Consider the following 13,799-nt stretch of genomic DNA (forward strand, 5'->3'; position numbering starts at 1 on the left):
GCGCTGCTCGCACGCGCGCTGCCGCGGCACGCGCCGCAGCCGATGGCCGGAGCGTCCTACGCAAGGCTGTTGCGCTCGACGGTCGCGCTGTTCGTCGAGGAGCCGGTGCTGCGCGAGCGCGCGGTGTTCGCGCTATTGATCTTCGCAAGCTTCAGCGTGTTCTGGAGCTCGGTGGTGCTGCCGCTCGCCGCACCCCCGCTGTCGCTGTCGCACACCACCATCGGCATGCTCGGGATCGCGGGCCTTGCCGGCGCGCTGGCGGCGCGCAATTCCGGCCAGCTCGCCGATCGCGGCTGGGGCCAGCGCACCACCGGATTGTCGCTGCTGCTGATGCTCGCCGGCTGGGTGCCGATCGCCTGCCTGCATGCGTCGCTGTGGCTGGTGCTGGCCGGCGTCGTGATGATCGACTTCGCGGTGCAGGCGATCCATGTCACCAACCAGAGCCTGATCGTTGCCGCGCGGCCGGAGGCCGCGAGCCGCTTGGTCGGCGGCTACATGGTGTTCTATTCGATCGGGACCGGCTTCGGTGCAATCACCTCGACGATGGCCTATGCGGCCGCCGGCTGGCTCGGCGTCTGCGCGCTCGGTGCCGCGATCAGCGCGATTGCGCTGCTGTTCTGGGTCATCGTGGTGAGCAGGACGCAGGTGCCACAGGGCGTTTGCTCAGTCCCGTCACCCTGAGGTGCTCGCGAAAGCGAGCCTCGAACGGCGACGGCCCGGCTCCATCCACATCCTTCGAGGCTCGCCGAGCGCTGCTGACGTAGCGCCCGGCGCGCACCTCAGGATGACGTCCGGCGCTTGAGGACGCTGACGAAGAAGCCATCCGTGCCGGTGCGCCGCGGCGTCATCAGCAGGCCTTCCGGCGACAGCAACGCGGCCTCCGCAAACGCCTCGGCCTTGTCCCACAGCACCGATGCGGTCTCCTCCGGCGGCTGCGCGGAGAACTCCGGATGCCGCGCGATGAAGGCCCTGACCTGCTCGCCGTTCTCCTCCGCCAGCACCGAGCAGGTGATGTAGGCGATGCGGCCGCCGGCCTTCACCAGCGGCGCGGCGCGTTCCAGCACCTCGGCCTGATCCTTCAGCCGCACCTCGAGCGCGCCGGGGCGCATCCGCCACTTGGCGTCCGGATTACGGCGCCAGGTGCCGGTGCCCGTGCACGGCGCGTCGATCAGCACCAGATCGGCTGAAGCCTTGATGTCGGACAGCACCTCGTCCTCGCCGCGCGGCGTGCGGACGTCGCAATTGTGCACGCCGGCGCGCGACAGCCGCTCGTGGATCGGCGCGAGCTGGCGCTTGTCGCTGTCGGTCGCAATCAGCCGGCCCTTGCCGTCCATCATGGCGGCGAGCGCCAGCGTCTTGCCGCCGGCGCCGGCGCAGAGATCGATCACCTGCTCGCCGGGCTTTGCCGCCGAGAACAAAGCGGCAAGCTGCGAGCCCTCGTCCTGCACCTCGATTGCGCCCTTGATGAAATCCTCCTCGGCATGGATGCCGGGATTGCGCCCGTCGGCGCCGAGCTCGATGCGCAGGCCGAGCGGCGACCACGGCGTTTCCGCAGCACCCAGATGCGACAGCCGCGGCAGGATCTTCTCGCGCTTGCCCCGCAGCGTGTTGACGCGCAGATCGAGCGGCGCGCGGCTCGCCATCGCGGTCGCTTCCGCGGCGCGGTCGTCGCCGAACACCTTTGCCAGATGCGGGTCGAGCCATTCCGGATAGTCGCCCGCGACATGCGCCGGCGCATCCCTGAGCGAGCGCGAGGCCAATGCGGCCTCCTCAGCCGCAGTCAGCGGCTCCGGCGCGAACCGGCCGCCGTCGCACAGCGCGGAAATGGTCGGGACGTCCATGCCGCGCTCGAGCTTCAGCATGCCAAGCACCCGCGAGCGGGCGCTGGCATCGTCCATGAGCCAGGCCGCGGAGGATTGCCGGCGCAGCACGTCCCAGATCAGGCCGGAGATCGCGGCGCGATCGCCGGAGCCGGCATAGCGGTGCGCGGTGCCCCATTCCTTCAGCGCTTTCGCCGCAGGAATGCGCTGTGCGTCGATGGTGGCGATCAACTCGATCGCGGCGGAAAGCCGGGCAGCGGGGGTCATTGGTCTCTTTCGGTTGGGCGCATCAGATCAACAGCAGGATCTTGAGCGCGAAATACAGCCACATCGCCGCCAGCACCAGCACGCCGGCGAACCAGGCGAGCGACCGCGGCCGCACGTCGTTGGAGGTGACGAAGACGCCGGCATGGGCGAACCGCGTGACCACGAACACCCAGGACATCAGCACGATGAACAGATCGGCATGGCGGATCGGCAGCGCAATGGCAATCAGGACATAGAACAGCACCGGCAGCTCGAACTGGTTGGCGAAGCAGTTGCCGAGCTGGGTGGCGCGCTCCGGCCAGTTCGGCTGGCGCAGCGCGATATCCTTCATCCTGGTCTCGCCGCTCGCCAGCGTCCGCGTGCGCAGCGTCGCCATCCCGAACAGGAGCGCGAAGGTGAGCCCGATCTGGACGAAGACCGGCAACAGAACCATTTGAACCGACATCAAGAATCTCCTTCAAGCCGGGCGCCTGGCCGCCCTCTTAGCCGCCGCGGCGGCCCAACACAATGAAGCGTCCCAATAAGGCGCCAGGGTAACCCGTTGAACCATCATCCGAGCCCGGGTGACCAACTCCCAGCAGCAATGACGGTTTCAGTGCCTCACGGATGACGCGATGAGCATCATCACCCCGATCCTCGATGGCGCGGCCCAGGCGGCCGGGGCACTCGGCGATCTCCTCACCCCCCTGCTGAAGGCCATCGATCCCGGCACCGGCTGGTTCGACGACGCGGCGGATGGCGGGCTCGGCATGGTGATGTCGGGGCTCGCCGGTGTCGCCGCGGCTCTCCTGGTCGCGCTCCTGCTCTCGGTCTATTTCCGCACCGGCTATCGCTCGACAAGCGACATCGTCAAGCACAGCTTCGCCACGGCGCTGGTGCTCGGCCTGTTCGGCTTTGCCGTCTACGATATGCGGCACGACATGCGCGGCTATTTTGGACTGAACGCATCGCCAAACCTGCCGAGCACCGGCCTGCTCGGAAGCCGCCGCAGCCCGCCTGTCGTGCCCGCGCCCGCGATCAAGCCGCTCGCGATCTAGGGCCCAGGTCGGGGCTCGTTCAAACAGAACATCAAACGCTGCATCAAACGGAGCAGCGAATAAGTCGTCGAAATCGTCATCGTTCCGACTTCGCGCCGACCTATGCTCGGTGCGAAAGGATCGATCCATGGCCCAGTTTCGCCTGACCCAAATCTCCGACACCCACCTCGCCCGCCGCTTCAAGCCGCTGATCGACAATTTTCATCGCGTCAGCGAGCACATCGATGCGACGCGGCCCGATCTCGTGCTCAACTCCGGCGACGTCTCGTTCGACGGGCCGAGCAGCCGCGACGATCTGGTGTTCGCCAAGCAATTGCACAGCGCGCTGCCGGTCGATTGCCTCTATCTGCCCGGCAATCACGACATCGGCGACAACCCGACCGCGGTCGGTCCCACGCCAGCGCAACTGCCGACCGAAGCAACGCGCGGCGCCTTTACCTCGACGCTCGGCGAGGACCGCTGGCATTTCGACGCCGCCGGCTGGTGCTTCATCGGTCTGAACTCGCTGATCATGAACACCGGCCTCGAGAGCGAGGCCGAGCAGTTCGACTGGCTTGCGGGCGCGCTCGACAAGGCCGTCGGCAAGCCGGTCGCGCTGTTCCTGCACAAGCCGCTCTATCTCGACGTGCCCTACGATGCCGAGCGCGTCGAGACCGCGATCCGCTTCGTGCCGCAACCGGCGCGACGCCGCCTGATCGAGATGTTCGGCAAGGTCGACCTGCGGCTGGTCGGCAGCGGCCACGTGCACCAGCGCCGCGACTACACGTTCGAGCATGTCAGACAGATCTGGGCGCCCTCGGCCGGCTTCATCATCTCGGACGCGCGGCAGGAAGTGATCGGCATCAAGGAAACCGGTCTCGTCGAGTACCGCTTCCAGCCCGACAGTTTCGAGGTCCGTCACGTCAGGGCGAAGGGCCAGGTCGATGTCGATCTGGATACGCTGCTCAGCAAGCAGCCGGCGTGAGCTATCTCAGCTCCGCGCCGCGTCGTGCAGGTCCTGCTTGATGACGGTGAGCAGCGCCTGCAGCGAGTCTCCGCTCTGCTGCGGCACCGCCGGCGCGGGCCGCACGCGAGGCACGTGCGGCATGAAGCGAACCGGCTCCGCGTCCGGCTGATCCTCGACGAATTTGCCGTGCAGGACGTCGTCGCGGCGGCCCATGACGAACATCGTCGCCCAATAGCCGACGGCGAGGAGGATGACCCCGAAAACAATAAGTTCAAAAACCATGGCTACACCTGAAATATAGCCATATTGAATCAAGTGCTTGGGGTCCCCGTCAAGCAAATGGGGGCCGAAAGGCCCCCAAAAACCCCGCCATAGTGGCGCTTTTGATACTTTGTTGCGCGGAATGGGAGTTCCGGGCCCTTAGCCTTAGGCCTTGTCCGGCCCGATCCGGACCAGTTGCTTGCCGAAATTGGCGCCCTTGAGCAGGCCCATGAAGGCCTCCGGCGCGCTGTCCAGCCCCTCGGTCACGAACTCCTTGTACTTCACCTTGCCGTCGCGCACCCACTGCGACATGTCACGCAGGAAGTCGCCATGCATCGCGGCGAAGTCGCTGACGATGAAGCCACGGAAGGTCAGCCGCTTGGTCAGGATGTTGCGCATCATCGCGCCGGCCCATTTCGGGGCGTGCGCCTCGGTGTCGTTGTAATGCGCGATCAGGCCACAAACCGGGATGCGCGCGAACGCATTGAGCAGCGGAAAGACCGCGTCGAACACCGCGCCGCCGACATTCTCGAAATAGACGTCGATGCCTTTCGGGCAAGCTTCCTTCAGCTTGGCCGCGAGATTGGGATCGCGGTGATCGATGCACTCGTCGAAGCCCAGTTCGTTCTTGACGTAGGCGCACTTGTCCTTGCCGCCGGCAATGCCGATCGCGCGCGCCCCCTTGATCTTGGCGATCTGGCCGACCGCAGAACCAACGGCGCCGGACGCCGCGGCAACCACCACGGTCTCGCCCGCCTGCGGCTTGCCGATCTCGAGCAGGCCGGTATAGGCGGTCATGCCGGGCATGCCGAGCACACCGACCGCGGTCGAGATCGGCGCAATCTTCGGATCGATCTTGGCGAGACCCTTGCCGTCGGACAGCGCATGTGTCTGCCAGCCGGCGCGCGACAGCACGATATCGCCCTTGGCGAAGCCGGGATTGTTCGACGCGATCACCTCGCTCACCGTGCCGCCTTCCATCACGCCGCCGACCGGCACCGGTGCGGCATAGGACGGACCGTCGGCCATACGGCCGCGCATATAGGGATCGAGCGACAGCCAGATGGTGCGCAGCAGCACCTCGCCCGCACCCGGCGTCGGCGGCGTGTAATCCTCGAGCCTGAAATTGGCCGGCGTGGGCTCGCCGTGCGGGCGCGAAGCAAGAACGATGCGCTTTCCTTGGGACATGATTTCCTCTTGAGATGATTGGTTCCGTGGCGCACACGTAGTCATGCAATCCACCTCCCCGCAAGGGAGATGGATTTGCTGTTTTCATGCGCGCTTGTTTGAAACGGTGTTTGAAATGATGCCCGTCATTTCGCAGGCAAGGGTGCTCGAAACGGCGCCGTCGTCGCGGGGCGGTCCGCGAGACCGCCCCCGGAATCTGGTGTCGGCAAGTCGATCAAGGCATGCCACCAGCGAACGAAGCGGCCATGCGCGATTCTCCTGAACCGACCTCGGCATCCGGCACGATGGAGCTACGCGTAGGCGGCCGTCAGTGGGTCGCGACGAGCGCCGCCGCGCAGTGGGCGATCGGTTTGCCGCCTCCCCTCGAAAGCTGAGTGGCGAGGACTTCGGTCCGCTCCGTGGAGCCGGCCAACGTATGTGAGGCCTCCCAAACCATTGGGATTACCTCTTGAGGAACCGACCAGCTTCTTCGCACCGCGAGGTCTTTGGTTTGGCGGCCGGATTCACCTTCGGACGACCGGCACCCGGTAGACCATCCCCGCCCCGCGCGTCCGCGCAGGAACGCGATCTATCAATCTGGCACTTGTCGGACTTTCGATTCGCTGTAGTCTCGGACCATGCGGCACTCGCATGTCTGTTACCCAAAAATGGGGCAGGCATCACCATAACAGGAGCGAACCAACGCTTCGGTTTTTGGATCGAGACCGACATGGCCGGCGGCGGATCGTATGATACGTTTCCCAAATTGCTGCTGCGAAACACGGCACAATTTGGCACGCGGCCAGCGCTCCGGCATAAGGATCTTGGCATCTGGCAGAGCTGGACCTGGGCTGAGGTTGCCGAGATCATACGCAGCTATGCTGCCGGCTTGCATCGTCTTGGCTTGCGACCGGGCGAGACAATCGCGGTCGTCGGCTCCAATCGGCCGAAGCTTTACTGGACCATGATGGCAGCGCAGACGCTGCGCGCAATCCCCGTTCCGGTCTACTCCGATGCAGTGGCTGATGAGCTTGCTTTTGTTCTCGCTCACGCCGAGGCGACGCTGGTCGCAGCGCAGGACCAGGAGCAGGTCGACAAGGTCTTGTCCGTGTCCGACCGACTGCCGCAGCTCAACAAGATTGTCTACGACGAACCGCGCGGGCTTGACGGCTACGACCACAGTCGACTGATCGCAATCGGCGATATCATCGAGGACGGCCGCACCGCGCTTGCGGCCGAGCCAACGCTTGGCGAACAGATCGATGAATCCATTCGGGCGGGCAACGGTTCGGACATCGCGGTCATCCTCTACACGTCGGGAACGACCGGTGCGCCGAAGGGTGTCATGCTGTCGGCGCGAAATTGCATCGATGCTGCAATCGACACCACGCGGTTCGACAGACTGACCGACAAGGACGTGGTGCTCGCCTATCTGCCGCTGGCCTGGGCGGGCGATCACTATGTCAGCTATGTGCAGGGTCTGGTGGCTGGATACTGCATGGCATGTCCGGAAAGCAGCGACACGATCGAGCAGGATCGGCATGAGATCGGACCGACGTTCTATCTGGCTCCGCCACGTATTTTCGAGGCCATGCTGACACGGCTGATGGTCCGGATGGAGGACGCCGCACCGATCAAGCGGCGATTGTTCAGCTACTTTCTGGACGTCGCGCAGCGGTATGGCGAGCAAGTCTTGACGGGCCGTCCGGTGCCGCTGTCAGGCCGATTGATCTATGCGCTCGGCCGCTGGCTGGTCTACGAGCCTCTCAAGAACGTTCTTGGCCTGTCTCAGGTGCGCGTCGCCTACACTGGAGGCGAAGCGATCGGTCCGGATCTGTTCGCGTTCTACCGCTCGATCGGCCTGAACCTGAAACAGCTCTACGGCCAGACCGAAGCGTTCCTCTATGTAACCTGCCAGCCCGATGGCGAGATCTACCCGGATACGGTTGGTCCGCCGGCGCCCAACGTCGACATCCGCATCGCGGAGACGGGCGAAGTGCAGTTTCGCTCGCCCGGCATGTTCCTCGGATATTTCAAGGATCAGGGAAAGACCGCGGACGCGATGACGTCCGATGGATACGTCAGGACCGGCGATGCGGGCTTCTTCGACGAGAAGACCAGGCATCTGAAGATCATCGATCGCGCGAAGGACGTCGGTCGATTGGCTGATGGCACGATGTTTGCTCCCAAGTACCTTGAGAACAAACTGAAGTTCTATCCCAATATCAAGGAAGCGATCACGTTCGGTGACTCCAGAGAGTTCGTGTGCGCCATGCTCAACATCGACCCGGTCGCGGTCGCGAATTGGGCGGAGCGCAACAACGTCGCCTACGGGTCCTATCAGGAGCTTGCCGGGCATCCGCTGGTCTACGACATGGTCGCCAAAGACGTTGCCGCGGTGAACCGCTCCCTGGCCGGGGAAACGGTGCTTGCGGGCGCCCAGATTCGCCGCTTCCTCATTCTGCACAAGGAGCTCGACGCGGATGACGGCGAGTTGACACGCACGCAGAAGGTGCGCCGCCGCTTCATTGCCGAACGCTATGCGTCGTTGGTCACGGCACTCTACAACGGAGCGCATGACGCCGACATTTCCACGGAAGTGACGTTTGAGGATGGCCGGAAAGGCACGATCGCGGCACGAGTCAAGATTCGTGACATGCAAATCGTCGGTCCGGCAAAATCGCTGGGAAGAGCGGCATGAGAGCGCCGAACGCCAACGAAATCCTGCTGCAGGTCGAGGGCGTGGCACTGGCCTTCGGCGGCGTCAGGGCGCTGCGGGACGTCTCGTTCAACGTCAGAAAAGGTGAAATTCGCGCCATCATCGGCCCCAACGGCGCCGGCAAAACCTCGATGCTGAACGTCGTCAACGGTTTCTATCACCCCAACCATGGCGCCATCACCTTCAAGGGGCGCACCCGGGCCAAAATGCAGCCCTTTGAGGCGGCGCGCGGCGGCATCGCGCGCACCTTTCAGAATGTCGCCCTGTTCAAAGGCATGAGCGCGCTCGACAACATCATGACGGGGCGCACCTTGAAGGTGCGCCGCGGGCTGTTGTGGCAGGCGCTGCGTTATGGCCCTGCTCTCGCAGAGGAGATCGAACATCGGCGTAAGGTCGAGGAGATCATCGACTTTCTGGAAATCGAGACAATCCGCAAGGTACCGGTTGGGCGCTTGCCATACGGCTTGCAGAAGCGTGTCGAACTCGGTCGCGCTCTGGCGATGGAGCCCGACCTACTCCTCCTCGACGAGCCGATGGCTGGCATGAACGTCGAGGAGAAGGAGGACATGTCGCGATTCATCGTTGATGTGAACAATCATTACGGCACGACCATCACCCTGATCGAGCACGACATGGCCGTGGTCATGGATCTGTCGGACCGCGTAGCGGTGCTTGATCACGGCGTCAAGATCGCCGACGGCACGCCTGATGAAGTGAAGAGAAGTCAAGCCGTCATCGACGCATATCTTGGCGTCGCGCATTGAGGTGCGCCCATGATCGCGCTGGGTCAGTTTCTCGAGGTCCTTATCGGCGGATTGATGTCCGGCGTGCTCTATTCGCTGGTCGCGCTCGGCTTCGTGTTGATCTTCAAGGCATCCGGCGTATTCAACTATGCGCAGGGAGCGATGGTATTGCTCGCGGGATTGGCGCTGGTTCGCGCCCTCGACCTGCTGGTCGCCAACGGCCTTCCGCTTTGGGTCGCGGTCGTCCTTGCGATCGGCTTTGCCGCCGTGATCATGGCGGCAACCGCCTGGCTCATCGAGCGGTTCGTGATCGGACCTCTTGTCAACCAGGACGGCCTGACGCTGTTCATGTCGACGATCGGCGTGACATTCGTCATCGAGGGCGCCGCGGAGATGATCTTCGGATCGGATGTCTACCCGTTGCGGCTGTTCCCGACCGACGCCTGGTTCTTGTTTGAAGGCCTGTTCCCGGGCGGGATTCTGGTCAACAAGCTGGATGTCTGGGGCGCATTGATCGCGGGCGTCCTGGTCGCCGGCCTCGCCGTCTTCTTTCAGCGTACCAAGACCGGTCGCGCGCTCAGAGCCGTGGCCGACGACCATTTGGCCGCCCATTCGGTCGGGATTCCGATCAGCTGGATCTGGTTCGTGGTCTGGCTCGTTGCCGGTCTCGTTGCGCTGGTCGCGGCGACCGTGTGGGGGACCAAGCTTGGCGTGCAGTTCTCCATCACGTTTCTCGCGCTGAAGGCTTTGCCGGTCCTGATCATCGGCGGCCTCACCTCCATTCCCGGAGCCATCGTCGGCGGGCTCATTGTCGGTGCGGGTGAGAAGCTCGCAGAGGTGTATCTCGGGCCATCCATCGGCGGCGGCATCGAATATTGGTTTGCCTACGTTCTGGCGTTGGCGGTGCTGATGTTGCGGCCACAGGGCCTGTTCGGCGAGCGCATCATCGAACGCGTCTGAGGCAAGGAGGTCGTTGTGCTTTATCGCGAAGCCGGCCAGTTCAAGGCGACCTATGCGGAGGATATGGCGATCTTCCCGATCCGGCAGGATCGTATTGCCCTCGCTGTCCTGCTCGGGATTGCCTTCATTGGCGTGCCGCTGTTGGCCAGTTTCCGTATCTGGCCGTTCCGCACCGACTATCTGTTGTGGGCCATCCTGCTGCCCTTCCTCATCCTGGCGCTCGCCGCCGTCGGGACAAACATTCTCGTCGGCTATTGCGGCCAGATCTCGCTCGGCAGCGGCGCGTTCATGGCGATCGGCGCCTATTCCGCCTACAAGCTGGCGACCGGCGTTCATATCCCGCTTGCCTGGCTTGGTTTCGCGATCGCGATCCCACCGTTGCCCGTGCTGGCATCCATCCTGCTGGGCGGGTTGATGGCGGCCTGTGCCGGAATCCTGTTCGGCATTCCCAGTCTGCGGATCAAGGGTCTCTACCTGGCGGTCGCAACGCTCGCCGCGCAGTTCTTCTTCGATTGGGCGTTCCTGCGGCTCCCGTGGTTCACCAACTACGCCCCATCGGGATCGGTGAATGCGCCGGAATTGGATTTCTTCGGCATGATCGTTCGCACGCCGGTCGAGCGCTACCTGCTGTGCCTGCTCTTCGTGACCGTGATGGCGGTGCTGGCGAAGAATCTCGTTCGCGGCAATCTCGGCCGGCAGTGGATGGCGATCCGCGACATGGATATCGCCGCCGAACTGATCGGCATCCGGCCGCTCTATGCAAAGCTCACGGCCTTCGCGGTATCTTCGTTCATCATCGGGGTGGCGGGTGCGCTCTGGGCGTTCGTCTACCTCGGTTCATGGGAGCCGCTCGCGTTCTCGATCGACCGCTCGCTAGAGCTTCTGTTCATGGTCATCATCGGCGGGCTCGGATCGATCATGGGTTCGTTCATCGGGGCGGCTTTCATCCTCATCATGCCGATCATGCTGAATGTGATTCCGACCGAACTCGGCCTGCCACTGTCGACGCAAACGATCACTCACCTTCAGTTCATCATCTTCGGATCCTTGATCTGTTATCTGCTCATCAAGGAACCCCATGGCTTCGCCAGGCTGATATCGATCGGCAAGGAGAAGCTCAGACTTTGGCCGTTTCCCTATTGAAGGAGCGATCGCGCCACGATCGCAGCGCGGATGGCGGCCGCTGACAACGGAGAGGAAGGAAGCACCGCGGGACGGAAAAGAAGGACTTGAAACGAGGAGGATATCAATATGGCAAGTATTGCACGCAATGTATTGATGCTGGCGGCCGCCCTGGCCGCCGCGGCGTTGAGCGCACCGGCCGCAGCGCAAAACGAGCAGTTCATCCCGATTTTATCGTACCGGACCGGACCATACGCCGTGAACGGCGCGCCCTACGCAAACGGCGTCGTGGACTATTACAACCTGATCAATGAACGCGACGGCGGCATCAACGGCGTCAAGATTCTGACCGAGGAATGCGAGACGGGCTACGCGACCGACAAGGGCGTGGAGTGCTACGAGCGTCTGAAGAGCAAGGGTCCGACCGGCGCGGCGTTCATCAACCCGCTGTCGACCGGCATCACCTTCGCGCTCACCGAAAAGACCGCGACCGACAAGATCCCGATCATCACGATGGGGTACGGCCGGGCCGATTCCAAGAACGGCGCGGTGTTCGCGTATAATTTCCCGTTGCTCGGCACCTACTGGTCCGCGGCCGATCTCGCCATCCAGCAGATCGCCAAGGAACTCGGCGGCTTCGACAAGCTGAAAGGCAGGAAGATTTCGCTGCTGTACCATGACAGTCCCTATGGCAAGGAGCCGATTCCGATGCTGCAGGTGCTGGCGCAGAAGTACGGCTTTGAGTTCACGCCGATCCCGGTCACGCATCCCGGTGTCGAGCAGAAGTCGCAATGGCTGGCGATCCGCCAGAACCGGCCGGACTATGTCCTGGTCTGGGGCTGGGGCGTCATGAACAGCACGGCAATCAAGGAGGCGGCCGCCGTCGCCTATCCGCGCGACAAGATGATCGGCGTTTGGTGGTCGGGCGCAGAGCCTGACGTGACGCCGGCAGGCGATCAAGCCACTGGCTACAAGGCGCTGATGCTTCAGCACGGCGCCGGCAAGTTTCCCGTGCATGCCGACATAGAGAAGTACATCTACGCCAAGGGCAAGGGTTCGACAGAACCCGGCAAAATCGACGAGGTTCTCTACAACCGAGGTATGGTGAATGCCATGCTCGGCGTCGAGGCGATCCGCAAGGCGCAGGAAAAGTTCGGCAAGAAACCGCTGACAGGCGAGCAGGTCCGTTGGGGGCTTGAGAATCTCATCCTCACCGATGCGCGTATCAAGGAACTCGGCTTTGAGGGAATGTTGAAGCCGGTCAGCATTTCCTGCTCCGACCACGAGGGCGCGCGCTACGGGCGGGTCCAGCAGTGGAATGGCAAGGCCTGGAAAGTGATCTCCGACTGGTCCACGGCTGACGAATCGCTCATCGAACCGCTCGTCGCCGATGTGTCCGCGAAGTATGCCGCGGAGAAGAAGATTAAGCCGCGCGACTGCGCAAAGGAAACCTGAGACCGTGTGAGCGATCCGGGACGCAGGTTTGCCTGCTCCCGGATCACGGCCCCTGCTACAGTTTGGAGGTCTGCGCGTGTCAATCGCCAAGGTGGTCGTCACCGCTACGACGGAAGCGACAGCTCTGATCTTATCGGTCAACAATATCGAGGTTGTCTACGATCACGTCATTCTCGTGTTGAAGGGCGTTTCTCTGGAGGTCCCGCGAGGCGGCATTGTCGCGCTCCTCGGCGCCAATGGCGCCGGCAAGACGACGACGCTGAAGGCGGTCTCCAATCTGCTGCACGCAGAGCGCGGCGAGGTCACCAAGGGCTCGATCCTGTTCAACGGCGTCGAGGTGAAGTCCCTGTCGCCAAACGACGTGGTGCGACGCGGCTGTATCCAGGTGATGGAGGGGCGGCGTGCTTTCCCTCATCTGACAGTCGAGGAGAACATTCTGACCGGCGCATTTACACGGACAGACGGCAAGCTCGCGATCGCGCAGGACCTTGAACGTGTCTACGCTTATTTCCCCCGCCTCAAAGAGCGACGCAACTCCACCGCCGGCTATACGTCGGGCGGCGAACAGCAGATGTGCGTGATTGGCCGCGCGCTGATGTCACGCCCGAAGATGATCCTGCTCGACGAACCATCGATGGGTCTCGCGCCGCAGATCGTCGAAGAGATCTTCGAGATCGTGAAGGATCTCAACGCCAAGGAAGGCGTGTCGTTTCTTCTCGCCGAGCAGAACACCAATATGGCGCTCAGATATGCGAGCCACGGCTACATCCTCGAAAATGGCCGCGTGGTGATGGACGGCGAAGCGCACGCGCTCGCCGCAAACGAGGACGTCAAGGAGTTCTACCTTGGCGTCGCCGGAGACAAGCAGAAATCATATCGCGACGTGAAGCACTACAAGCGACGCAAGCGCTGGCTTGCCTAAAGCGCGATGAGATCAGGTTGAATCGTCATCGCGCTTTAGCTCCTTGTTTGAGCATGATCTCTCCGGAAGACCGCTTCGCACTTTTCCGGATCATGCTTTAGCAGATGACGGCATTTGCACGGGCCGCCGACCGGCGGCCCCCCCGAAATCTCGAGATTCCCTGGCGCGGAAGTGCGTGCCGTAGTTCGATGCTGACGCATCGCCCCGGAATGACGAGCGGGTGCTTACACCCCGCCCGGATAGTTCGGGGATTCGCGCGTGATGGTCACGTCGTGGACGTGGCTCTCGCGCAGGCCCGCGCCGGTGATGCGGACGAACTCGGCCTTGTCGTGGAAATCCTTGATGTCCTTCGCACCGACATAACCCATCGCCGCCCTGAG

General features: G+C 63.3%; 14 protein-coding genes. 9 read left to right on the forward strand and 5 right to left on the reverse strand.

What is annotated here, in order from left to right:
* Positions 1 to 681, forward strand: a 681-nt coding sequence (locus tag H8A92_RS35870; protein WP_229200032.1) for an MFS transporter, incomplete at its 5' end; no start/stop codon positions are given.
* Between the two features lie 98 nt (positions 682 to 779).
* Here H8A92_RS35870 and H8A92_RS35875 read toward each other — a convergent pair.
* Together H8A92_RS35875 and H8A92_RS35880 are read right to left on the reverse strand one after the other, a co-directional pair.
* A complete protein-coding gene (locus H8A92_RS35875) occupies positions 780 to 2,087 on the reverse strand; it encodes an RsmB/NOP family class I SAM-dependent RNA methyltransferase (protein ID WP_229200033.1) in 1,308 nt (435 codons plus the stop codon).
* Between the two features lie 22 nt (positions 2,088 to 2,109).
* Positions 2,110 to 2,532 (reverse strand): MAPEG family protein, encoded by a 423-nt coding sequence (locus H8A92_RS35880; protein WP_229200034.1) that lies wholly within the window; start codon positions 2,530 to 2,532, stop codon positions 2,110 to 2,112.
* A 169-nt stretch (positions 2,533 to 2,701) separates the two neighbouring features.
* Here H8A92_RS35880 and H8A92_RS35885 point away from each other — a divergent pair, with 169 nt between their 5' ends.
* Positions 2,702 to 3,124 (forward strand): hypothetical protein, encoded by a 423-nt coding sequence (locus H8A92_RS35885; RefSeq protein WP_229200035.1) that lies wholly within the window; start codon positions 2,702 to 2,704, stop codon positions 3,122 to 3,124.
* 127 nt (positions 3,125 to 3,251) lie between these two features.
* Positions 3,252 to 4,088, forward strand: coding sequence for a metallophosphoesterase family protein (locus tag H8A92_RS35890; RefSeq protein WP_229200036.1), 837 nt, complete (start codon positions 3,252 to 3,254; stop codon positions 4,086 to 4,088).
* Positions 4,089 to 4,094: 6 nt separating this feature from the next.
* Here H8A92_RS35890 and H8A92_RS35895 read toward each other — a convergent pair whose 3' ends face one another.
* Together H8A92_RS35895 and H8A92_RS35900 are read right to left on the reverse strand one after the other, a co-directional pair.
* Complete coding sequence (locus H8A92_RS35895; protein ID WP_229200042.1) at positions 4,095 to 4,352, reverse strand: hypothetical protein; 258 nt, start codon at positions 4,350 to 4,352, stop codon at positions 4,095 to 4,097.
* Positions 4,353 to 4,496: 144 nt separating this feature from the next.
* The gene (locus tag H8A92_RS35900; RefSeq protein ID WP_229200037.1) at positions 4,497 to 5,519 is read right to left on the reverse strand and encodes an NADP-dependent oxidoreductase; all 1,023 of its coding nucleotides are present in this window, start codon (positions 5,517 to 5,519) and stop codon (positions 4,497 to 4,499) included.
* Between the two features lie 709 nt (positions 5,520 to 6,228).
* On the opposite strand from H8A92_RS35900, the gene H8A92_RS35905 reads away from it, so the two are divergent.
* From H8A92_RS35905 to H8A92_RS35930, 6 genes are all read left to right on the forward strand, one after another.
* A complete protein-coding gene (locus tag H8A92_RS35905) occupies positions 6,229 to 8,199 on the forward strand; it encodes an AMP-binding protein (RefSeq protein ID WP_229200043.1) in 1,971 nt (656 codons plus the stop codon).
* Positions 8,196 to 8,981: an ABC transporter ATP-binding protein gene (locus H8A92_RS35910; protein WP_229200038.1), complete on the forward strand. Its 786-nt coding sequence runs from the start codon at positions 8,196 to 8,198 to the stop codon at positions 8,979 to 8,981. Before H8A92_RS35905 ends, H8A92_RS35910 begins: the two co-directional genes overlap by 4 nt.
* Before the next feature lie 9 nt (positions 8,982 to 8,990).
* Positions 8,991 to 9,920, forward strand: coding sequence for a branched-chain amino acid ABC transporter permease (locus H8A92_RS35915; RefSeq protein ID WP_229200039.1), 930 nt, complete (start codon positions 8,991 to 8,993; stop codon positions 9,918 to 9,920).
* Between the two features lie 15 nt (positions 9,921 to 9,935).
* The gene (locus H8A92_RS35920) at positions 9,936 to 11,063 is read left to right on the forward strand and encodes a branched-chain amino acid ABC transporter permease (RefSeq protein ID WP_229200040.1); all 1,128 of its coding nucleotides are present in this window, start codon (positions 9,936 to 9,938) and stop codon (positions 11,061 to 11,063) included.
* A 108-nt stretch (positions 11,064 to 11,171) separates the two neighbouring features.
* A complete protein-coding gene (locus tag H8A92_RS35925) occupies positions 11,172 to 12,497 on the forward strand; it encodes an ABC transporter substrate-binding protein (protein WP_229200041.1) in 1,326 nt (441 codons plus the stop codon).
* A gap of 76 nt (positions 12,498 to 12,573) precedes the next feature.
* Positions 12,574 to 13,419 carry an ABC transporter ATP-binding protein gene (locus tag H8A92_RS35930; RefSeq protein ID WP_420831419.1) on the forward strand — a complete coding sequence of 282 codons (846 nt, stop codon included), beginning with the start codon at positions 12,574 to 12,576 and terminating at the stop codon, positions 13,417 to 13,419.
* Positions 13,420 to 13,643: 224 nt separating this feature from the next.
* Here H8A92_RS35930 and H8A92_RS35935 read toward each other — a convergent pair.
* On the reverse strand, positions 13,644 to 13,799 hold a 156-nt coding region (locus tag H8A92_RS35935), incomplete at its 5' end, for an IMP dehydrogenase (RefSeq protein WP_229200045.1).

Source organism: Bradyrhizobium acaciae (assembly GCF_020889785.1).
Lineage (GTDB): Bacteria > Pseudomonadota > Alphaproteobacteria > Rhizobiales > Xanthobacteraceae > Bradyrhizobium > Bradyrhizobium acaciae.

Excerpts from the sequence above, each read along its gene's own strand:
- H8A92_RS35875 (WP_229200033.1), bottom strand. The coding sequence starts at position 2,087 with ATGACCCCCGCTGCCCGGCTTTCCGCCGCGATCGAGTTGATCGCCACC.
- H8A92_RS35880 (WP_229200034.1), bottom strand. The coding sequence starts at position 2,532 with ATGTCGGTTCAAATGGTTCTGTTGCCGGTCTTCGTCCAGATCGGGCTC.
- H8A92_RS35885 (WP_229200035.1), top strand. The coding sequence starts at position 2,702 with ATGAGCATCATCACCCCGATCCTCGATGGCGCGGCCCAGGCGGCCGGG.
- H8A92_RS35890 (WP_229200036.1), top strand. The coding sequence starts at position 3,252 with ATGGCCCAGTTTCGCCTGACCCAAATCTCCGACACCCACCTCGCCCGC.
- H8A92_RS35895 (WP_229200042.1), bottom strand. The coding sequence starts at position 4,352 with ATGGTTTTTGAACTTATTGTTTTCGGGGTCATCCTCCTCGCCGTCGGC.
- H8A92_RS35900 (WP_229200037.1), bottom strand. The coding sequence starts at position 5,519 with ATGTCCCAAGGAAAGCGCATCGTTCTTGCTTCGCGCCCGCACGGCGAG.
- H8A92_RS35905 (WP_229200043.1), top strand. The coding sequence starts at position 6,229 with ATGGCCGGCGGCGGATCGTATGATACGTTTCCCAAATTGCTGCTGCGA.
- H8A92_RS35910 (WP_229200038.1), top strand. The coding sequence starts at position 8,196 with ATGAGAGCGCCGAACGCCAACGAAATCCTGCTGCAGGTCGAGGGCGTG.
- H8A92_RS35915 (WP_229200039.1), top strand. The coding sequence starts at position 8,991 with ATGATCGCGCTGGGTCAGTTTCTCGAGGTCCTTATCGGCGGATTGATG.
- H8A92_RS35925 (WP_229200041.1), top strand. The coding sequence starts at position 11,172 with ATGGCAAGTATTGCACGCAATGTATTGATGCTGGCGGCCGCCCTGGCC.